The organism is Vibrio sp. 11-4(1), from assembly GCF_013048625.1.
Classification (GTDB): Bacteria; Pseudomonadota; Gammaproteobacteria; order Enterobacterales; family Vibrionaceae; genus Vibrio; species Vibrio diabolicus.
On sequence record NZ_VHSY01000008.1, the window covers coordinates 296,201 to 316,837 of the forward strand.

At 46.1% G+C, this 20,637-nt stretch carries 15 protein-coding genes; 5 read left to right on the plus strand and 10 right to left on the minus strand.

Annotated features, from left to right (window positions below; all coding sequences use genetic code 11):
- Positions 1-18 precede the first annotated feature (18 nt).
- The 10 genes from FKN16_RS18100 to hrpB all read right to left on the minus strand — a co-directional run bounded on the left by FKN16_RS18100 (position 19) and on the right by hrpB (position 16,345).
- Entirely contained in the window at positions 19-1,050 is a 1,032-nt protein-coding gene (locus FKN16_RS18100) for an ABC transporter ATP-binding protein (RefSeq protein WP_005396732.1), read from the minus strand.
- A complete protein-coding gene (locus FKN16_RS18105) occupies positions 1,050-2,675 on the minus strand; it encodes an iron ABC transporter permease (RefSeq protein ID WP_005396731.1) in 1,626 nt (541 codons plus the stop codon). Before FKN16_RS18105 ends, FKN16_RS18100 begins: the two co-directional genes overlap by 1 nt.
- A gap of 99 nt (positions 2,676-2,774) precedes the next feature.
- On the minus strand, positions 2,775-3,788 hold the full coding sequence (locus FKN16_RS18110) for a Fe(3+) ABC transporter substrate-binding protein (RefSeq protein ID WP_005386566.1): 1,014 nt from the start codon (positions 3,786-3,788) through the stop codon (positions 2,775-2,777).
- A gap of 152 nt (positions 3,789-3,940) precedes the next feature.
- Entirely contained in the window at positions 3,941-5,170 is a 1,230-nt protein-coding gene (locus FKN16_RS18115) for an ammonium transporter (protein ID WP_046875065.1), read from the minus strand.
- Between the two features lie 27 nt (positions 5,171-5,197).
- Positions 5,198-5,536, minus strand: coding sequence for a P-II family nitrogen regulator (locus tag FKN16_RS18120; protein WP_005396729.1), 339 nt, complete (start codon positions 5,534-5,536; stop codon positions 5,198-5,200).
- Between the two features lie 188 nt (positions 5,537-5,724).
- On the minus strand, positions 5,725-6,093 hold the full coding sequence (locus tag FKN16_RS18125) for a YacL family protein (RefSeq protein ID WP_012841428.1): 369 nt from the start codon (positions 6,091-6,093) through the stop codon (positions 5,725-5,727).
- Between the two features lie 99 nt (positions 6,094-6,192).
- Positions 6,193-8,790: a bifunctional aconitate hydratase 2/2-methylisocitrate dehydratase gene (acnB, locus tag FKN16_RS18130; protein ID WP_074191768.1), complete on the minus strand. Its 2,598-nt coding sequence runs from the start codon at positions 8,788-8,790 to the stop codon at positions 6,193-6,195.
- A 268-nt stretch (positions 8,791-9,058) separates the two neighbouring features.
- Positions 9,059-11,389, minus strand: coding sequence for a patatin-like phospholipase family protein (locus FKN16_RS18135; RefSeq protein WP_170903307.1), 2,331 nt, complete (start codon positions 11,387-11,389; stop codon positions 9,059-9,061).
- A 122-nt stretch (positions 11,390-11,511) separates the two neighbouring features.
- Positions 11,512-13,884 carry a penicillin-binding protein 1B gene (mrcB, locus tag FKN16_RS18140; RefSeq protein ID WP_046875069.1) on the minus strand — a complete coding sequence of 791 codons (2,373 nt, stop codon included), beginning with the start codon at positions 13,882-13,884 and terminating at the stop codon, positions 11,512-11,514.
- Positions 13,877-16,345 (minus strand): ATP-dependent helicase HrpB, encoded by a 2,469-nt coding sequence (gene hrpB, locus FKN16_RS18145; protein ID WP_170903308.1) that lies wholly within the window; start codon positions 16,343-16,345, stop codon positions 13,877-13,879. The genes mrcB and hrpB overlap by 8 nt, the downstream gene beginning before the upstream one ends.
- A 66-nt stretch (positions 16,346-16,411) precedes the next feature.
- Here hrpB and sfsA point away from each other — a divergent pair, with 66 nt between their 5' ends.
- The 5 genes from sfsA to folK all read left to right on the plus strand — a co-directional run bounded on the left by sfsA (position 16,412) and on the right by folK (position 20,622).
- Positions 16,412-17,128, plus strand: coding sequence for a DNA/RNA nuclease SfsA (gene sfsA / locus FKN16_RS18150; RefSeq protein WP_170903309.1), 717 nt, complete (start codon positions 16,412-16,414; stop codon positions 17,126-17,128).
- Between the two features lie 136 nt (positions 17,129-17,264).
- On the plus strand, positions 17,265-17,711 hold the full coding sequence (gene dksA, locus FKN16_RS18155) for an RNA polymerase-binding protein DksA (RefSeq protein ID WP_005386584.1): 447 nt from the start codon (positions 17,265-17,267) through the stop codon (positions 17,709-17,711).
- Between the two features lie 96 nt (positions 17,712-17,807).
- The gene (gene gluQRS / locus FKN16_RS18160) at positions 17,808-18,671 is read left to right on the plus strand and encodes a tRNA glutamyl-Q(34) synthetase GluQRS (protein WP_046875072.1); all 864 of its coding nucleotides are present in this window, start codon (positions 17,808-17,810) and stop codon (positions 18,669-18,671) included.
- Between the two features lie 101 nt (positions 18,672-18,772).
- Positions 18,773-20,140, plus strand: a complete 1,368-nt coding sequence (gene pcnB, locus FKN16_RS18165; RefSeq protein WP_170903310.1) for a polynucleotide adenylyltransferase PcnB — start codon at positions 18,773-18,775, stop codon at positions 20,138-20,140.
- On the plus strand, positions 20,137-20,622 hold the full coding sequence (gene folK / locus FKN16_RS18170) for a 2-amino-4-hydroxy-6-hydroxymethyldihydropteridine diphosphokinase (protein WP_005396720.1): 486 nt from the start codon (positions 20,137-20,139) through the stop codon (positions 20,620-20,622). The genes pcnB and folK overlap by 4 nt, the downstream gene beginning before the upstream one ends.
- Positions 20,623-20,637 lie beyond the last annotated feature (15 nt).

Consider the following 20,637-nt stretch of genomic DNA (forward strand, 5'->3'; position numbering starts at 1 on the left):
TAAAGGTACCCAGTAACGTTATGCGAATGCCAGCACGCCCTGCGTTTCAATTTTCACAGCAACAGACTCACCAATATTTAATGCCTGCGATGCTGTAGCCAACAAACGGTCGCCATTCGCATCAATCACGTAACGGCAATGGTCGCCCATAAAGTGCTGCTCCAGCACCGTTACTGAGCTCTCTTCATCGGATTGAATTTGCACATGTTGCGGCCTTAGCAACAAAGAGCATTCAGACTGCACTGGGATCTCTTGTTGGGCTGTGGCTTCAACCACACCCAAGTGGGTTTCATATTCTGAATCCGAAACTCGTTTAGCAGCCAGATAGCTACCACCACCTAAGAAATCCGCAACAAACTTACTTGAAGGCTGATAGTAAAGCTCAGATGCCGTGCCATACTGCTCGATAACACCATTGTTCATCACTGCCATTTTATCAGCGAAGGCAAAAGCCTCTTCACGGCTATGCGTAACAAAAATGGCAGTCACGCCTTGCGCCTTAAAAATCTTACGGATCTCACTTATCAGCTCATGGCGAACTTGCGTATCAATATTAGAGAACGGCTCATCCAGCAGCAATAAGTCTGGGCTGTAAGCTAATGAGCGAGCAATCGCAACACGCTGCTGCTGTCCACCAGACAACTGATGTGGATAACGATCGCCATAGCCTTGTAAATGCACGAGCTCGAGCATCTCTTGAACTTTGCCATTTTTCTCTTTTGTCGAGTAATGCTTTAAGCCAAAGGCAATATTTTGCTCCACCGTCAGGTGAGGAAAAAGCGCATAATCTTGGAAAATCATCCCGATATTACGCTGTTCTGGTGGCAACCAGTTCTCCCCATCATCAATCGTGACGCAATTTAAGCTCATTTCGCCTGACGTTAATGGCAATAGCCCTGCAACGGCTTTTAATAGTGTTGTTTTTCCGCAACCACTTGCACCTAGTAAACAGACAATTTGCCCTTGTTCCACCTCAAGAGACAATGATTCCAGTACGGTTTGATCATCATATTGGCAAGTTAGGTTTTTAATTGATAATGCGCAGCTCATCAGTGATTTTGCTCCAGTGAACGGTTAACAACAACAAGCGGGATCAACCCAACAAGAACCAACAAAACCGCAGGCAAAGCGGCCAATTCCAAATGCTCATCCGAGGCGAAGTTATAAACGTATGTGGCTAGTGTTTCAAAGTTAAACGGACGAAGTAATAGGGCCGCATTGAGCTCTTTCATCGACTCGATAAACACTAACAGAGCCGCAATCAGTGCACCACGTTTAACCAGCGGAAAGTGCACACGCCACAGCATGGCATTAGGCTTACAACCCATGGTGCGAGACGCCATATCTAACGAAGGCGAAATTTTATTTAAGTTACTTTCGATACTACCAATCGCCACCGCTGAAAAGCGCACAACCATGGCAAAAACCAGGGCGAACATGGAGCCAGAAAAAATAAGTCCCGGTCTTCCCCACTCCATGGCTTTAGCAAGGTCGTTGACGCGGTGATCCATAAACAGTACTGCGACCATCACACCAATCGCTAATACGGTTCCTGGCACTGCATACCCCATCGAAGAAAGACGCATAAATGCCAAGCTTTCGCGCTTGCCATTAACGCGATGGGTAAAGTTAACGATCAGTGCGACAGCAACACCAATAATGGCGGCAATAACCGACACGACCAAACTATTCCATGCGTATTCACGAAACTCGGGGGTCCAACTCTGCGCAAAGTAAGTTATCGCATAATCAATCAGCTGTAGTAATGGCAAAATAAACGCGACCGAAACCAAGCCCCAACACCAAACCAGCGCGGTCCACTTTTTCCAGCCCGTCAACTCATAACGAAAATCTTCGTGACTGTTAAATTGGCTTTGAAAAAGCTTTTGTTTACGACGACTGTAGCGTTCGGCACTGAGAAGCAGTACTACAATGACGAGCATCATGGCAGAAATCTTGGCTGCAGCATTAAGATTAGAGTACCCCAACCAAGTATCGTAGACCGCTGTGGTTAACGTATTCACAGCGAAGTAACTTACAGTACCAAAGTCACCGATAGTCTCCATTGCGACCAGCGACAAACCCACAGCGATAGAAGGTCGCACTAATGGCATAGAGATGCGCCAAAAGCTTTCCCATGGAGAGCATTTGAGCAAACGCGCGCTTTGCAACAAAGAGACATTTTGCTCCATAAATGCAGCTCGACACAGCAAATACACATAAGGGTACAGCACTAAAGCCAACACAAAGGTCGCGCCAGGCAAGGTGCGAATATCAGGGAACCAATACTCGCCAGGTCCCCATCCGGTTACATCACGCAAAAAGATCTGAATCGGTCCTGCAAAATCAAACCAATCCGTAAAAATATAACCAATGATATAACCTGGCATCGCAAGAGGTAGCACCAATGCCCACTGCAACCATTTTTCGGTCGGCAGTTTACACATGGCCATTATCCAAGCGCTTGGTATACCAAGAATTAAGGACAACACCATTACGCCAATAGTGAGCGCAACCGTGTTAAAAATATAAGTCGGCATGACTGTCGCCATTAAATGGGCAAACAAATCATCCGTTTCACCAATTGCGGTGTAGAAGATCGCTAAGATCGGCAAAACCAGTAGCAGAGTTATTACCCCACTACTGGTTTTCCATAAAGAGTGTTTATCTTTCATCGCCTAATTACTGCAAGGCTGTATGAAATACAAATGCTGTTGCAAATACATCTCATATCCTTTAATCAAATGGGGGTACTGTTATACCCCCACAAGGAATTAAAGGTCAAATTTCACTTCGTCTAATAGCTTAATTGCCGCTTCGTGGTTGGCTGCAATATCGTCTAGAGAAAGCTTGTCTGCTTTAAAGTCACCCCAAGATTCCACAAGTTCAGAACGCTTCACGCCTTCTTTAACAGGGTACTCGTAGTTAACTTCTGCGTACATCTGCTGCGCTTTGTCACCCGTTAGGAATTCCATTAGCTTCACAGCATTGTCTTTGTTTGGAGAGTACTTCGCCATCGCCATACCAGAGATGTTTACGTGAGTACCTGTAGTCTCTTGGTTAGGAAAGTTGATGTAAACTGCATCTGCCCAAGCTTTTTGCTCTTTGTCGTTAACCATTTTACCTAGGTAGTAGCTGTTACCTAGAGAAACATCACATAGGCCTTCTTTGATCGCTTTAACTTGTGCACGATCGTTACCTTGTGGTTTGCGAGCAAGGTTTGCTTTCACGCCTTCCAACCACTCTTTGGTTTCTGCTTCGCCATTGTGAGCAATCATTGCTGAAACTAGAGAAACGTTGTACGGGTGCTTACCGCTACGAGTACAAATTTTACCTTTGAACTCTGGCTTAGCTAGATCTGCATAGTTGAAATCTGCGCCTAGTTTACCTACGCGATCACGTGAAGAGTAAACACTACGTGAGCGTAGAGTTAGGGCAAACCACTCATTCTCTTTATCTTGGTATTGAGCTGGTACGTTTTCTTCAATGATTTTGCTATCTACTTTCTGAACTAAACCTTTGTTTGTCAGTTCAGCTAGACGACTGATGTCTGTCGTAAGGATAACATCAGCTGGGCTGTACTCGCCTTCTTGAGCTAGCTTTTCTGCTAAGCCTTTTTTAGCAAATTTTACGTTTACTTTGATGCCAGTTTCTTTAGTGAACTCGTTGAACATAGGCTCAACTAGGAAAGGTTGACGGTAAGAGTAGACGTTCACTTCTTCAGCAGCCATTGCTGTTGGAGCTAAGGTTGCGCAAGTTAATGCTGAAAGAGTTAGCAGTTTTTTCATTGTTTAATCCTTTACCATGCTAATGATAACGTTTATCAGTTGCGTTATTATATGTATGTTCAATAAGAAGACAATGACAAATATTAAAAAACCTGCTCATCGGAGCAGGTTTTTATATGTTGAGAGTGTAACTATTTATTACAGGCTATTGATTACTTCACAGTGACAAATTCTGGGTACGCACCGACGCCACAATCATGCATGTCCATACCTTCCATTTCTTCATCTTCCGTGACGCGAATTCCAACGGTTGCTTTCAAGATAGCCCACACCACTAGACTGGCACCAAATACCCAAGCAAAGATAACGACTGCACCTAAAAGCTGCGCACCGAATGTAGCATCGCCGTTACTTAGTGGCACAACCATCAAACCAAAGAAGCCACAAACACCATGCACTGAAATCGCACCGACTGGGTCATCAATTTTTAGTTTATCTAGGCCAATGATGCTGAATACGACTAGCGCGCCAGATACTGCACCGATAGCAACTGCATATAATGGCGATGGTGATAGAGGATCTGCGGTGATAGCAACCAAGCCAGCTAGCGCACCATTGAGAATCATCGTTAAATCCGCTTTGCCCCAAGTCGTTTTACATACAAATAGCGCCGCAATAGCACCTGCAGCAGCAGCTGCGTTGGTGTTTAGGAAGATCTGACCTACCGCTGTTGCGTTCTCAAAGTCTGAAACCATCAACTGAGAACCACCGTTAAACCCAAACCAACCAAACCAAAGGATGAAAGTACCTAGTGTTGCCAAAGGCATGTTTGAACCTGGAATCGGGTAGATTTCACCGTTTTTTCCATATTTACCTTTACGAGCACCAAGCAATAACACACCAGCGAGAGCTGCAGAAGCACCAGCCATATGTACGATGCCTGAACCCGCAAAGTCGCTAAATCCAGCTTCTGCTAGGAAACCACCGCCCCATGTCCAATAACCTTCCATTGGGTAGATAAATGCGGTCAAAATTGCAGAGAAAACCAAGAAAGACCAAAGCTTCATACGTTCAGCCACCGCACCAGAAACGACGGACATTGCCGTTGCAACGAAGACGACTTGGAAGAAGAAGTCAGATTCTAGAGAGTGATCAGCCCCTTCTCCTTGGGTACCAATCAACGCACCAAATGAAGGTAACCAGCCTCCTTCTCCGTTGTCGACATACATGATGTTGTAACCAACGATCAGAAACATCGTACATGCAATTGCGTACAAACAGATGTTCTTCGTAAGAATTTCTGTTGTGTTCTTAGAGCGCACAAGACCAGCCTCTAGCATCGCAAAACCAGCTGCCATCCACATTACCAACGCACCGGAAATGAGGAAGAAAAAGGTGTCAAGTGCGTAACGTAACTCGGTTACTGTTGTTGTTAATTCCATAATAAGTTTCTCCAATCCCTTGAATTCTTAAAGTGCTTCTGCGTCCATTTCGCCCGTTCGGATACGCACCGCTTGGTTCAGGTCGTAGACAAAAATTTTACCGTCACCAATCTTTCCTGTTTGCGCAGCTTTTGTAATCGCTTCAACCACTCGCTCAACATTATCCGCATGAGTAGCGATTTCAATTTTCACTTTTGGTAGGAAATCGACCTGATACTCAGCGCCGCGATACAGTTCCGTGTGGCCTTTTTGACGACCAAACCCCTTAACTTCTGATACCGTCATCCCTTCGATACCGACGTTAGCCAATGCTTCTCGCACATCGTCTAATTTAAACGGCTTAATAATGGCATTGATTATTTTCATTCAATTCTCTCCGAAGCTTTCATCCTGAAACACTTCTAATAATCCAATCTACGTGCCAAGTTTTTAAGTCATTGAATAATAAAAACTAACGTCAATTTACATATCTATAAACAAAAAGGGCGCACCATATCGGTGCGCCCTTTTCACAAATTTAAAGCAACAGAAGGAAAGTTACCCAAAACTGTGCACTAAATGTTCAAAAAGTCTTTCCATCGCTCGATAAGAATCATGAAGTCCTCTATTCCACAGCTTGCTGTACTTTCTGCATTGTAGAAATCGAATTCACTTTCCATCTCAACATCATGGTCATGGGCCAATGCGTTTTCTTGCACTAGGACTTCATCGCCCTGAATCATCAAGCTAATTTCTGTTCCTGTTAGGTTATGCTCTTGAGAAGGCGCTGAAAATGACTGCTCAATTAGCTTTTCTACCTGAGCAATCTTCATAGGATCTTTGCCAATTTCTTCTTGTAGCCAGCGCCCAACAATCTCATGCCCCATGCTGCATTTTACGTAGTACTCGCCCATCAACGTGTTACGGATGAATTCAAATTCCATCGAGATTGCCTTTTCGTATCAATTTGGTGCGGAGTATAGCGAATTGCGCCCATAAAAAAAGCACCTCGTTTGAGGTGCTTTTTAATTGTGCCGTTAAACTTATGCAGGCTCTTGGAAGATCACTTCATCCGCTTTCTTGGTGTACTGATCCATTTTATGGAAGTTCAAGTAGCGGTAAGTATCTGTAGCGGTTGCATCAATTTGCTTCGCATACTCCAAGTACTCTTCTTTAGTTGGAATCTTACCAAGGATTGCACCTACGGCAGCTAGTTCCGCAGACGACAGGTAAACATTCGCACCAGTACCTAGACGGTTCGGGAAGTTACGCGTTGAGGTAGACATCACTGTTGATTTGTCTGCAACACGCGCTTGGTTACCCATACACAGTGAACATCCTGGTGTTTCGATTCGAACCCCAGCACGGCCAAAGATACCGTAATAACCCTCTTCCGTTAGCTGATCCTTGTCCATCTTCGTTGGCGGAGCGATCCATAGACGAGTTGCAAGCTGTCCGTTGAACTTATCTAGCAGCTTACCAGCAGCGCGGAAGTGACCGATGTTCGTCATACAAGAACCGATGAAGACTTCATCAATCGCTGTGCCTTGTACTTCAGACAACAAGCGAGCGTCATCCGGATCATTCGGTGCACATAGTACTGGCTCATTGATTTCAGCCATATCGATTTCAATAACATGTGCGTATTCAGCATCTTTATCCGCTTGCATCAGCTCAGGATTTGCCAACCACTCTTCCATCGCGGTAATACGACGTTCGATAGTACGGCGGTCACCGTAACCTTCAGAGATCATCCACTTCAGCATCACGATGTTAGAGTTTAGGTACTCTTCGATCGACTCTTGAGACAGTTTCACAGTACAACCTGCCGCCGAACGCTCTGCAGATGCATCAGAAAGCTCAAATGCTTGCTCAACCGTTAGCGTTTCTAGGCCTTCAATCTCAAGGATACGGCCAGAGAATTCGTTGATCTTGCCCGCTTTCTCTACTGTTAGTAGACCTTGCTGAATCGCGTAGTAAGGGATGGCATGAACAAGGTCACGCAGTGTGATACCCGGTTGCATTTCACCTTTAAAGCGAACCAAGATTGACTCAGGCATATCTAGTGGCATAACGCCTGTCGCAGCTGCAAAGGCAACCAACCCCGAACCTGCTGGGAATGAAATACCTAGCGGGAAACGAGTATGTGAGTCACCACCCGTACCGACTGTATCCGGCAGTAGCATACGGTTTAGCCATGAATGGATAATACCGTCACCCGGGCGAAGAGATACGCCACCGCGGTTCATGATAAAGTCCGGAAGTGTGTGGTGCGTGTTTACGTCTACTGGTTTTGGGTACGCAGAGGTGTGACAGAAAGACTGCATGACAAGGTCAGCAGAGAAGCCCAAACACGCCAAGTCTTTAAGTTCATCACGAGTCATAGGGCCGGTAGTATCTTGCGAGCCTACTGTCGTCATCTTCGGCTCACAGTAGGTACCAGGGCGAATGCCTTCTACGCCACACGCTTTACCAACCATTTTCTGTGCAAGCGTGTAACCCTTGCCAGAATCTGCAATTTCACCAGGTTTACGGAATACATCCGAAGGCTCAAGACCTAGCGATTGACGCGCTTTGTCTGTCAAACCACGACCGATGATCAATGGGATACGACCGCCAGCACGAACTTCATCAATCAGTACTTCCGTTTTCAGCGAGAACTCAGCTAAAACTTCACCTGTTTCGTGATTACAAACTTTACCTTCATATGGGTAAACATCGATAACATCGCCCATGTTGAGCTTAGTCACGTCGACTTCGATTGGTAGTGCGCCCGCATCTTCCATTGTGTTGAAGAAGATAGGTGCAATTTTACCACCAAGCACATAACCACCAGCACGTTTGTTTGGAACGTAAGGGATATCATCTCCCATGAACCAAAGTACTGAGTTGGTTGCAGATTTACGTGAAGAACCAGTACCAACAACATCACCAACGTAAACCAATTGGTGACCTTTTTCTTTCAATTCTTCAATTTGCTTGATCGGACCAATATTGCCCGGTTGATCAGGATTGATGCCTTCACGCTCGTTCTTCAGCATCGCAAGTGCGTGCACTGGGATATCAGGACGAGACCAAGCATCAGGTGCAGGTGAAAGGTCATCCGTGTTCGTTTCACCTGTTACTTTAAATACAGTTAGAGTGACTTTTTCTTCAAGCTTAGGCTTAGAAAGGAACCACTCAGCATCAGCCCATGACTGAAGTACTTTCTGTGCATGCGCATTGCCTGCTTTTGCTTTCTCTTCTACATCATAGAAAGCATCAAACATCAGAAGTGTATGAGACAGCGCTTCTACAGCAATCTCTGCCAGTGCTTCGTCATCCAATAGCTCAACGAGCGGTGCGATGTTGTAACCACCTTGCATAGTGCCTAGCAGTTCAGCCGCTTTTTCACGGCTCACAAGTGGTGATTTAACTTCACCTGTTGCTACAGCGGTTAGGAAACCCGCTTTAACATAAGCGGCTTCATCAACACCTGGTGGGATGCGGTTTTCAAGTAGGTCAAGAATGAACTCTTCTTCACCTTGTGGGGGATTTTTCAGAAGTTCTACAAGTCCAGCAACTTGTTCTGCGTCTAGCGGTTTAGGAACAACTCCTTCAGCAGCACGCTCTTCGACGTGTTTACGGTAGGCTTCAAGCACGACTTTTTCCTCTCATTGCGGTTCCTCCTCTATTATTACTATTGTTAAAGTAAAGGAGTGAACATCCTTGGAAACTTGGCTCTCCATTGCCCTTGTTTTCATTCAATTATGATTGAGAAACAGCGCCGTAGAGGCCAAACTGTGGGCAAAATAATAGCAAATTTAACCTTAAATTAAAATCTTATCATTTTGACCAACATAGCAACTTACGACTAAAGTTCTGCTAATTTTGACCAAATATGCCAAGTTTTTGCTTTCTCATACCCGATTAATTAAACGATGTTCCTACGATCAAATACACAGCATCCAAATCTTGCTCGGTACGACCGTATGCCAACATTATTGGTCCTATTGGTGAGTCAACACCGAAGAAGATGGAGCCTGCATTGTAAAGCGGCGCTTCGTTTAGTTTCAGATCATTATCAGACCAAACACCGCCATATTCGACCGATGCGCCCAGGTAGACTGGAGCTTCAAACAATCCGAAATCATTATCAAACCACTTATATCGGTACACCAAACTGCTGAAAAATAAGTTCTGTCCGATCAGGCTATTTCTTGGGATTCCCGATAGGCTTAAAAAGCCGCCCAACTCTCTGGGATCAAGCGGTAAAGATGAGTTTTTACTCTCTACAAAACTATATTCAGCATGTCCGACTAAAGTATGACGCTGATGACTCACTGCACCTTTAAATCGTGCAGAGATTTCATACACGGTATCTTCAATAATTTTGTCAGTCTCTAAAAGGCTAACGCCTTGAGGACTTTGATCATGAGACACTAAATATTCGAGATCGACTAAAAGTCCACGAGTCGGAAATGCGAAATCATCAAGTGTATCTAGGCGATAGTTGGCAAACAGGCCACGACGTTCAAAATCCAATTTACCAGCAGAAGCCAAAGTAGAAAGCTCAATATCTCCGGTTGAGTAGCGAGCGCCAAATCGAAGTTCTTGCCACAATGTGGGTTGGATACCTATCGCTAACTCTGTTGTAAAATCATCGTAAGTGACCGGAAAAAAGTCATTTACTGACTCTAAATCTGGTGCTTGAGGCTCTGTTAAAGGTAAGTTTCGGCTCTCACTGCCATAGGAAATTCGCCCCGATACAAAAAGTTCTTGGCTAGATAAAACAGGGGAATACAACTCAGCTTCAATCAGCTTATCCGTGCCCATTTCTACGTTGAACGCCAACTCCGCGCCATGAGAGTTTAAATTGGTAAAGTTGGTCGATATTCCTATGCCGTACTGGCTATCTGTATCGAAGTCATCTTCAAGAAAAAATCGGAAGTTGAGATAATTAGGTCCCCACGACTTCTCGTTAACATCAAAAACCAACAATGTCTCACCATCCACCTCTTCAAAGTGATAAGTGATGAGCTCGAACCGATCTAACGCGTAGAGGTTTTCAACGGCTTTCTCAATTTCGGCCGTTGAAATACGACGTCCGGTTTCTAGTTCAATACGATTCGTCAATAGCACATCGCTGTAGTGCGTGTTATTTACAATCACAATGTCATCAACCACACGCTGATCGCCATAAATCAAAGTTTTACGAACTTCTTGTTTGCGATCGATGTATTTTTGATAGTCCGCGTTGGACAAGCGCAACCCTTTCAGCTTGTCTTTTAACTGCTTGGTAATATCGTAACCCGCTTGAAAAGCCCAAGGCATTTTGTCGAACTCGACCGTTTCCATGGTGCCCACATTGGGACGAATATAAATATCTTGTGGTTCAAGCTCGTCCACTTGCTGTTGCGTACTGCGACGAACTAGGTAATTAGAAAGTTGATCCGCTACAGTAAACAGCCCGGTAAACTCATCTTCGGTTTTGTAGTCGGTGCTAATATCGACAGCAATAACAACATCTGCCCCCATGGCGCGAGCCACATCGACAGGCATGTTATTGACGACGCCACCATCGACAAGCATATGGCCATTGAGCTTATAGGGAGGGAGCGCTCCTGGTACAGACATACTGGCCATCATGGCGTCCACGAGGTAGCCATTGCCAAGAACCACTTCCTCTAGCGCAAGAATATCTGTCGCCACAGAGCGGTAAGGAATGGCAAGATCATCAAAAGAGTCGAATCGCCCTAAGTTCCCTGTAGTCTCACGCAATACGCGCAACATGTTCTGGCCTTGCACGACACCCGTTGGGGCACGAACCTCACCAAATCTTAAGCCGAGGTCAGTGTTAATTTGATAGCGGTCTTCATACTCTTTATCACGAACTCGGCGTTGACTACGGTCGACACGATCTCGATAACCACTGCTCCAATCGACGGTGTAGATAAAACTTTCAATTTCATCAGCGCTCATCCCCGTTGCATAGAGACCACCAACATAAGCGCCCATACTGGTGCCCGTTACGATATCGACCGGGATCTGCATCTCTTCTAATGCTTTGAGAGCGCCGATATGCGCAGCGCCTTTTGCTCCGCCACCAGCGAGCACAACCGCCACCTTTGGGCGAGGCTCCAAGTCATCCGTTTTTGCTAGAGAGTTTGCGAGGGAAACTGAAGGAGTGGTGATCAAAAAGGCACTAACCCAAAGCGCGAAATGGCGAGTCGACGGGCTTGATAACAGCTTTTTGAACATTCACTTCTTCCTTTGTTGAATTTCTTATCAAGTAGGGCGTGCTAGCAGCACCGCACTAACACGCCCTAATATGTACTAAGAATTGACCAGAGAGACAAGCTAATGTTGTTGATTTGGCGATGCTACCAATCAAATAAGCTGTTAAGCCAGTTTGATTTCTTCTCACACTGCTGCTTTATTTGACCCGTTTTATCCCAAACTGGCAGTTTGTAATCACTACGACAGTTCATTTCTAAACCACCATCTGATGTCGGCTTAAATCCTAACGTGGTGATCTCTCTTGGCCATGGAAGCTCTAAACGCTCAGGAATGCGTTGCTTCAAATACTCTGCGTACACTCGTAATGCACCGCTCGATCCCGTTAGATGAACCGGTTTGTTATCGTCGCGACCTAGCCAAATTGTCGTCACTTCACGGCCATCAACACCGACAAACCAGCTATCGCGGTTATCGTTACTGGTACCCGTTTTTCCTGCCAGTGCAGCCCAACCAAACTGGCTTTGTAAGAAGCGGCCTGTACCTTGAGCAACCCCCTGTTTCATCGCGTAGGTCGTTAGCCATGCTGCTTGCTCATCCACGGCTCTTGATGAACGAGGCAAGGATTGATACAGCACATTACCTTCCATATCCATCACTGAACGCAGAGCGGTCAGTTTCGCACGTTTGCCTGAGTTCGTCAGTGTCTGATACATCTGCGCGACTTCAAACGGCGTCAAAGAAAACGAGCCCAAAAACATCGAAGGCACTGGGCGGATTTCGTCTTTGTTGACGCCCAAACGTTCTAAAGTATTGGATACTTCTGGGATACCAAGCGCCATGCCTAAGCGCACAGTTGGCACGTTGAGTGACTTCGCTAAAGCAATGTAGAGTGGCACATCACCACGGTATTTTCGGTCGTAGTTACGCGGTGTCCATACATTACCTTTACTGCTTTTCAGGCTTAGCGGCGTGTCGTGCAGCGTCGTGCCTAGGTTATATTTTTCCGGTTGTTCTAAAGCCGTCAAGTAAATCGCTGGTTTAACTAGAGAACCAATTGGACGACTGGCATTGAGCGCGCGGTTAAAACCTTCATAACCAACACGTTTACCGCCAACCATGGCACGGATTTCACCACTATGACGATCAACCGCAACAGCGGCAGCTTCCAATTCTTTACCGCCTCGTTTAGCTAGCTCCGGGATCTTTTTCGCGATGGCTTGCTCCATTTTGCTTTGCGATACCGGATCCAGAGACGTAAACACGCGTAGTCCGGTTTCCGCTTTAAATCGCTCCCCCACTTTTTCTTTCAATTCAATGCTCAATTGTTGGAAATAAGCGGGCTGACGGCTCGCAATACGTGGTTTACTCTGCGTATCAAGCGAACGACTGACGGCTTGCTCATACTGCTCAGATGTCAGCATGTTTTGCTGCATCAACAAACGTAATACAAGATCGCGGCGCTCTTTCGTGCGCTCAGGGTAACGAATTGGATTGTAGTAAGATGGTCCTTTTACCATCCCAACTAACATCGCCAGCTGATCGATTCGCAGCTCTTGGATCGGTTGTCCAAAGTAATAACGCGATGCCAAGCCAAACCCGTGGATCGCTTCACCACCGCTTTGCCCTAGATACACTTCGTTAAGGTAGGCTTCCAAAATACGATCTTTGCTGTAACGGTAATCCAAAATTAACGCAATATACGCTTCTCTAACTTTGCGCCACAGCGTCTTATCACGGGTCAAAAACAGGTTTTTCGCCAACTGCTGAGTTAGCGTACTACCACCTTGAACAGTACGACCCGCTTTAATGTTTGCAACCATTGCTCGTGCAATCGCGAGTGGAGACACCCCATCGTGTTGATAAAAATCCCGGTCTTCGGTCGCAAGCAGTGCATCAACTAAAATTTCCGGGAACTGATCACGACGCAAGAACAGACGCTGCTCATCTTGATCTTTCTCCAGCATCCCCAACATCTTAGGCTCTAAGCGTAAGTAACCAAGATCACCTCGGGACTCTAAAGACTGAATACGCTGTAAGCCAGAATCTGAAAAATGGAGCATCACGTGACGATCCGGTTCAGGACCATCGGCAAATTCAAATGGACGACGGATCAGCTCAATACGAGTGGAAGAAGAAGAGTACTCACCAGGATAGCGAGGCTGACTTACCTTACGGTAATTCAGTACATCCAGCTCGTTGCGCAGTTCTTGAATGGTGATATTTTCACCCGGATTTAAGTTCAAGATGCGAGCATAAACCACCGTTGGCAGTTCAAACAGCTGGCCTTCAAAGCGCTCTTTCACGACACTATCTAAATAAATACCCACAAACAGCAAAACAGCGGCAAGCGCAACACCGGCTTTCCAGCTAAATGACCACAAAACTTTCAGCCACGAACGTTTCTCGTTAGCCGGCTTTTTACTCGGTGTGCGTCGAGTCGGTTTTGTCGTTCCTTTATTGGTTGTACTTTTCTTCGCTGGCGCTTTTTTCGCGCTAGGCTTCTTGCTGTTAGTCATTATTCAATTGTCTTTTTGTTTTCGTAGTTGCTACATGATTGGCAGGATCATCTGGCCAAACGTGTTTTGGGTAGCGCCCTTTCATCTCTTTTTGAACGTCTTTATAGCTTCCGTTCCAGAAAGCCGCCAAGTCAGACGTCACTTGCAGCGGACGTTGTGCCGGCGAAAGCAGTTCAAGCACCAAACGCTTACGACCAAGCGCTACCGTAGGGGAGCCACTCTCACCAAATACCTCTTGCATACGCACCGATAATTTCGGCTCATGGCCATACTGGTAACGGATACGCTTCTTTGAACCTGTAGGCAGTTGGTAATGCTCTGGTAACCATTCATCCAGTTGTTGATTGAGTGGCCAACCTAATCGAGCGTTCAGCGCTTCGACCAAGTTTATCTTGCTCAAATCGTTAACCGAACTGACGGACGTCATGTACGGCTCTAACCACTCTTCTAATGAATCCAACAAACTGGCTTCATCAAACATTGGCCATGATTGCTCGGGTAACCATTCCACCGCACAACGAACCCGAGCCAACAAGCTCTCCGCTGCCGGTGTCCAGTTTAGACTCTGTAAGCCCTGGCGGCGGACATACGTGAGTAAAGCTTGTGTCATTTTTTCTTTGCCAGGGCTTGGCAAAGGCTCGCGTTCAACCACCAGCTGACCGAGTTTTGTTTGTCGCTCAGCCATTAGACGCCCTCTTTTTTCATCCCAGTCTACAACTTCTTCAGACGAAAATAGCGCTTCAAAGGTCGCTCGCAATATATTGACATCCAATTCACATGCCGAATGAATTTGACTGGAGTTAGAATGAGAACGCATTAAGTCAACGGCAACCAAATACTCACAGCCACCTAGCATGTCTTCCTGACGACATTCTGCACCATGACCATTAGCCAAAGTAAATCGCCCAAATTGATTCGTACGCTGCTGCGCAATGCGATCTGGAAATGCCAAACTTAACACCAGCGGTAATGCTTCTTCATCCACGCCTTTCAGGTCAAATACCGTATCCAATTTGTACGCTAGAGATCGAGCACGCTTGAACAACAGCGACTTTTTTGGATGAGTACCAACAAGCCAACGATGCAAGCTATGAGCGATATTGGTAACGTTTCTCTCTGGCTCTTCAATCAGTGCGACCGCTGCCAAAGCAGCATTTAACATCTTATCACTGTAAGATTGCGCTTTGATTAGCATCGCAGCCGCACGAGGCTCAACGCCTAGTTCATGCGCCTGTTTTCCTTCAGACGTTAATTGCCCTTTTTCCGTCAGTAGTCCCAATGACACCAATAGCTGCTTCGCTTGTTCCAATGACGCATTAGCAGGAACATCAAGCCACTTGAGATCGTGGATATCACCCGCTCCCCAAAAGGCCAGCTCCATAACTAAACTCGCCAAATCGGAATGCAAAATTTCGGGTTGAGAAACCTGCGGCTGTTGCTTGAACTGACTTTCAGAATAAAGACGAACACAAATGCCCTCTTCGATCCGCCCTGCTCGTCCTGCACGCTGAATCGCTGAAGACTGTGCAATGCGTGTTTGCTCTAAGCGTGTTAAACCGTTTTTCAAATCAAACCGGGCAATACGCTCTAACCCAGAATCAACCACAAGGCGAATGCCTTCAATCGTCAGTGAAGTTTCTGCGATGTTGGTCGCGAGTACGACTTTACGCTTGCCGTGTTCTGCCGGCGTGATGGCTTTTTGTTGCTCAGTAAAGCTCAGTTGCCCATAAAGCGGACACACTTCAATATCATCCGCCAAATGAGATAAACGTTCTTCGACTTGTTTAATGGCCCCAACGCCCGGTAGGAAAACCAACAAAGAGCCGGACTCTTTGTTCATAAGACTTTCTATTGTTTTTGCCATACTCGTAGGTAAATGATCATTCACACCTAACGGTTGGTAACGCATTTCTACGTCGAAACTGCGTCCTTCTGATTCAATGTAACTGGCTTCCGGCAACAACGACTGTAAGGCTTGTTGATCAAGCGTTGCCGACATTACCACCAGCTTGAGATCGTCTCGCAATGCCTCTTGAACTTCTAAACTGAATGCCAAAGCGGTATCGGCATGAATGCTGCGTTCATGAAACTCATCAAAGATCAGCAGATCAACACCATCCAGTTCAGGGTCAGTTTGAATCATCCTAGTCATGATCCCTTCAGTCACGATCTCCAACTGCGTTGCAGAACTTACCTTTGCCTCGCCACGAACTCGATAACCCACGCGTTGACCAACTTGTTCTCCCAATTGCTCAGCAAGATAACGGGCAATGTTACGCGCCGCGAGTCGTCTTGGTTCGAGCATGATGATTTTTCCAACAACCGAATGGTTTAAGAGGAGCTGTAAAGGGAAGTAGGTCGACTTACCGGCACCAGGCGCCGCTTTTAAGATCACTTGATGTTGATTTTTGACCGCCGTCAGCAACTCAGGCATCACGGCTTCAATCGGCAATTGTGACAAAGGAAATACCTTATGGTGTAATGGTGGCAACATTGTACATAAAAAAATTTTTGTCTAAATAAGCAAATGCATTTCACACCCGCTTTAGAGTCCGCCACTCTAATCAAACGCTATAAACGCTTTCTTGCCGATATCGAACTCGATACCGGTGAAATTCGTACTATCCACTGCGCAAACACTGGCGCTATGACAGGTTGTGCGACACCGGGAAACAAAGTTTGGTATTCCACTTCCGACAACCCGAAACGAAAATATCCCAATAGTTGGGAGTTGAGTGAAACCGAACAAGGCCACCGTATTTGTATCAATACCGCGCGCGCCAACCAACTGGCCGTTGAGGCTATTGAAAATAATGTCATTTCAGAGCTTTGTGGTTATGACACACTTCAAACTGAGGTGAAATACGGTAATGAAAATAGCCGAATTGATATCTTGCTCAGCGCAGACAACAAGCCAAAGTGCTATATAGAAGTGAAAAGCGTCACTCTTCTTGATGAGACCGACTCTACTGGACAAGGATACTTCCCAGATGCGGTCACGACTCGGGGACAAAAGCACCTGAGAGAGCTCACAGAAATGGCACAAAATGGAAGTAGAGCCATACTTTTATTCACTGTTTTACATTCAGGTATTGAAAAAGTATCCGCGGCGCACCATATAGACGCGAAATATTCACTATTACTCAAACAAGCACAAGACGCTGGAGTGGAAGTTCTCTGCTACAAAGCTGAACTGAGCGATACTGGAATGAAGCTGATTTCCGCTATTGATTTTATCAATTAAGAGAAAAAATGATGTCGTCTTCACATTGACGATAACTTTGCGATTCAGTATTTGCTTGCACCGCCTCTTTTTGCTATAGATACCCGCCTTAAATTGACTGCGTAGCAGTTGACTAGGTGTAAGTAGGAGATGCTGTATGCCAGAATCAAAGAAGAAAACGATAGGCATCCTAGCCATTGCCGGCGTGGAGCCATATCAGGAAAAACCTGGTGAAGAGTACATGTCACCAGAGCAGGTTGAACACTTTACGAAAATCTTAACAGCTTGGCGCGACCAGCTGAGAGCTGAAGTGGATCGTACCGTTCACCACATGCAGGACGAAGCAGCAAACTTCCCAGATCCAGTTGACCGCGCCTCTCAAGAGGAAGAGTTCAGCCTAGAACTGCGTAACCGCGACCGCGAACGCCGTTTGATCAAGAAGATTGAAAAGACTTTGGATAAAATCAAAGAAGACGATTTTGGCTTCTGTGAGTCTTGTGGCGTAGAGATTGGCGTTCGCCGTCTTGAAGCACGTCCAACCGCTGACCTATGTATTGACTGTAAAACACTTGCAGAAATCAAAGAGAAGCAAATGCAAGGTTAATCAACCAAGCATTATGATTATTGAAGGGAGCTCAGGCTCCCTTTTTGTTTTGACTATCTCTGCATCCCATTTGTTTACTAAATTCGAGATACACGCATGACACGCTATGTAGGTCGATTCGCCCCATCTCCTTCTGGTCCTTTACATTTTGGTTCACTGATTGCCGCTCTTGGCAGCTATTTTCAAGCGAAAGCACACAACGGAACCTGGTTAGTACGTATTGAGGACTTGGACCCACCAAGAGAAATGCCAGGTGCGGCGCAACTTATCCTAGATGCGCTCAAAGCCTATCAGCTGCATTGGGATGGAGAGGTGGTATACCAGAGTGAACGTCATGACCTTTACCAAGCCCAAATAAACACATGGCTCGAAAATGGTGAGGCCTATTATTGCCAATGTACTCGAAAGCAAATTAAAGAGCATGGCGGGTTTTATCCTGGCACTTGCCGCGATAAAAACTTGAAAGACGGCGCGATTCGCCTAAAAATGACCAAGCCTGTCGCTCATTTCTTCGATCAGAAGCGTGGAACAATTAAAATTCCAGAGCAACTCGTTAATGAAGATTTCATTATTAAACGTCGAGATGGATTATTTGCTTATAATCTTGCGGTAGTATTGGACGACATCGACCAAGGCGTCACCGAAGTCGTGCGTGGTGCAGACTTAATCGAGCCAACAGGCCGTCAAATCAGTCTGTACCAGATACTTGGGCAGCCTGAAGTCAGCTACTTGCATTTACCATTGGCGATGGACAACAACGGCAATAAACTGTCGAAACAAAATCACGCGACGGCTATTGATATAGAGACACCAAAGCCTACTCTATTACGCGCCATGACATTTTTGGGCTTCGAGATACCTGAAGCCATAAAAGCGGCCAACATAGAAGAGATTCTTCGTTGGGGCTGCGAAAACTGGCGCTTGGAACAGCTTCCAACAGAGATCGAGATCACACCGTGATTCTCAAATGGCATTGTGTAGGCTATCATTAGCCGCAAATTAGGCCCTAGAGGCGCAAAAACTAACCAAAGCAAGATTGGACTAAACCCAGTTATTGCCAGATGCACATGAATACAAACGACTATACACCAAGCGAACCTGCCACTATTCCAGAGCTCGCTCTCAATGTAATAACTCGTGAAGAGCACAACATTTCGCGTAAGCAGATCAGTGATAATGCACTGAAGGTACTGTACCGCCTAAATGGTGCTGGTTTCGATGCTTTTCTTGTGGGTGGCGGGGTTCGAGACTTACTGCTTGGACAGAAACCAAAAGATTTTGACATTGCGACCAACGCAACGCCGGAACAGATCAAACAGCTATTTCGTAACTGCCGTTTGATTGGTCGCCGCTTCCGCTTGGCTCACATTATGTTTGGCCGAGATATCATTGAAGTAGCGACATTCCGCGGTCACCACCAAGAGCAAAAGAATAAGAGCATCTCTCAGCAATCGAAAGAAGGAATGCTGCTGCGGGACAATGTCTACGGCACCATCGATGAAGATGCTGAGCGCCGTGATTTCACGATTAACTCGATGTACTACAACATCGCGGATTACTCGATTCACGACTACGCACGTGGTATTGAGGATTTAGAAGATCGCCTCATTCGACTGATTGGCGATCCAGAAACACGCTACCGTGAAGATCCAGTACGTATGTTGCGTGCGGTTCGCTTCGCGGTAAAGCTGGACTTTGATATTGAAGAAGACACCGCGGCACCAATCGAACACATGGCACCGTTGCTCGGTGACATTCCGTCAGCGCGTCTTTTTGAAGAGTCACTCAAGTTATTGCAATCCGGTCATGGCTTAGAAACCTACCACCTACTGCGTGAGTACAACCTATTCCAACAGCTCTTCCCGACGATTGCAGCGCACTTTACAGAAGATTACTCCTCTCACACTGAGCAAATGTTGGATCTCGTGTTGGATTCTACTGACATGCGCATCGAAGATGGGAAACGCATCAATCCAGCATTTATGTTTGCTGCAATGCTGTGGTACCCACTGTGTGCGAAAGCCGATGAACTGATGGAAGAGCGCAACCTAGGCCATTACGACGCTATTATGGAAGCGAGTAACATCATTCTTGATGAGCAAGTTCGTACAATTGCTATTCCAAGACGCCACACCGCAACCATTCGCGAGATTTGGCAGTTACAGCTTCGTCTTCCACGACGCAACGGTAAACGTGCATTCCGCCTGATGGAGCTCAATAAATTTAGAGCTGGCTTTGATTTTCTTGAAATGCGCGGTGAAATTGAAGGTGATGACACTCAGAAGCTTGCCAAGTGGTGGGAAACTTTCCAAAATGCAGGCCGAGAAATGCGTCAAGCAATGGCTGCCGACCTAGACGGTCAATCACCGAAGAGTGGTCAGCGCCGCCGTAAAACCTATCGCAAGAAAAAGAGTAAGCCTAAGTCATGATCACAGCGTACATTGCGGTAGGCAGTAACTTGGCTGATCCTGTCAGCCAAGCGAAGCAAGCGATTGAAGCGTTAAAAACGCTGCCTAAATCAGAATTTGTTCAGGCTTCTTCGCTATACAGCAGCACGCCAATGGGACCACAAAACCAACCGGATTACATCAATGCGGTTGTGTCGATTAACACCAGTTTGACGCCTCTTGAATTGCTCGATTGCACACAAGCCATTGAGCAAGAACAAGGGCGTGTCCGTAAAGACGAACGTTGGGGACCAAGAACCTTGGACCTCGACATTGTTCTTTATGGCAATGAGGTGATTAATTCCGAGAGGCTGATCGTTCCTCATTATGGAATGAAAGAGCGTGAATTCGTACTCTACCCTCTTGCGGAAATTGCACCAAGTTTACAACTCCCCGATGGGACCGAGGTCTCTAAACTACTGGAACAAGTAGATAGAAACGGCCTCAGTATCTGGCAGTCATAGCCAACTCCTAGTAAG

Bases quoted from the DNA above. Each gene is read 5' to 3' on its own strand.
- FKN16_RS18100 (WP_005396732.1), bottom strand. From the start codon at position 1,050: ATGAGCTGCGCATTATCAATTAAAAACCTAACTTGCCAATATGATGAT.
- FKN16_RS18105 (WP_005396731.1), bottom strand. From the start codon at position 2,675: ATGAAAGATAAACACTCTTTATGGAAAACCAGTAGTGGGGTAATAACT.
- FKN16_RS18110 (WP_005386566.1), bottom strand. From the start codon at position 3,788: ATGAAAAAACTGCTAACTCTTTCAGCATTAACTTGCGCAACCTTAGCT.
- FKN16_RS18115 (WP_046875065.1), bottom strand. From the start codon at position 5,170: ATGGAATTAACAACAACAGTAACCGAGTTACGTTACGCACTTGACACC.
- FKN16_RS18120 (WP_005396729.1), bottom strand. From the start codon at position 5,536: ATGAAAATAATCAATGCCATTATTAAGCCGTTTAAATTAGACGATGTG.
- FKN16_RS18125 (WP_012841428.1), bottom strand. From the start codon at position 6,093: ATGGAATTTGAATTCATCCGTAACACGTTGATGGGCGAGTACTACGTA.
- FKN16_RS18135 (WP_170903307.1), bottom strand. From the start codon at position 11,389: ATGTTCAAAAAGCTGTTATCAAGCCCGTCGACTCGCCATTTCGCGCTT.
- mrcB (WP_046875069.1), bottom strand. From the start codon at position 13,884: ATGACTAACAGCAAGAAGCCTAGCGCGAAAAAAGCGCCAGCGAAGAAA.
- sfsA (WP_170903309.1), top strand. From the start codon at position 16,412: ATGCATTTCACACCCGCTTTAGAGTCCGCCACTCTAATCAAACGCTAT.
- dksA (WP_005386584.1), top strand. From the start codon at position 17,265: ATGCCAGAATCAAAGAAGAAAACGATAGGCATCCTAGCCATTGCCGGC.
- gluQRS (WP_046875072.1), top strand. From the start codon at position 17,808: ATGACACGCTATGTAGGTCGATTCGCCCCATCTCCTTCTGGTCCTTTA.
- pcnB (WP_170903310.1), top strand. From the start codon at position 18,773: ATGCACATGAATACAAACGACTATACACCAAGCGAACCTGCCACTATT.
- folK (WP_005396720.1), top strand. From the start codon at position 20,137: ATGATCACAGCGTACATTGCGGTAGGCAGTAACTTGGCTGATCCTGTC.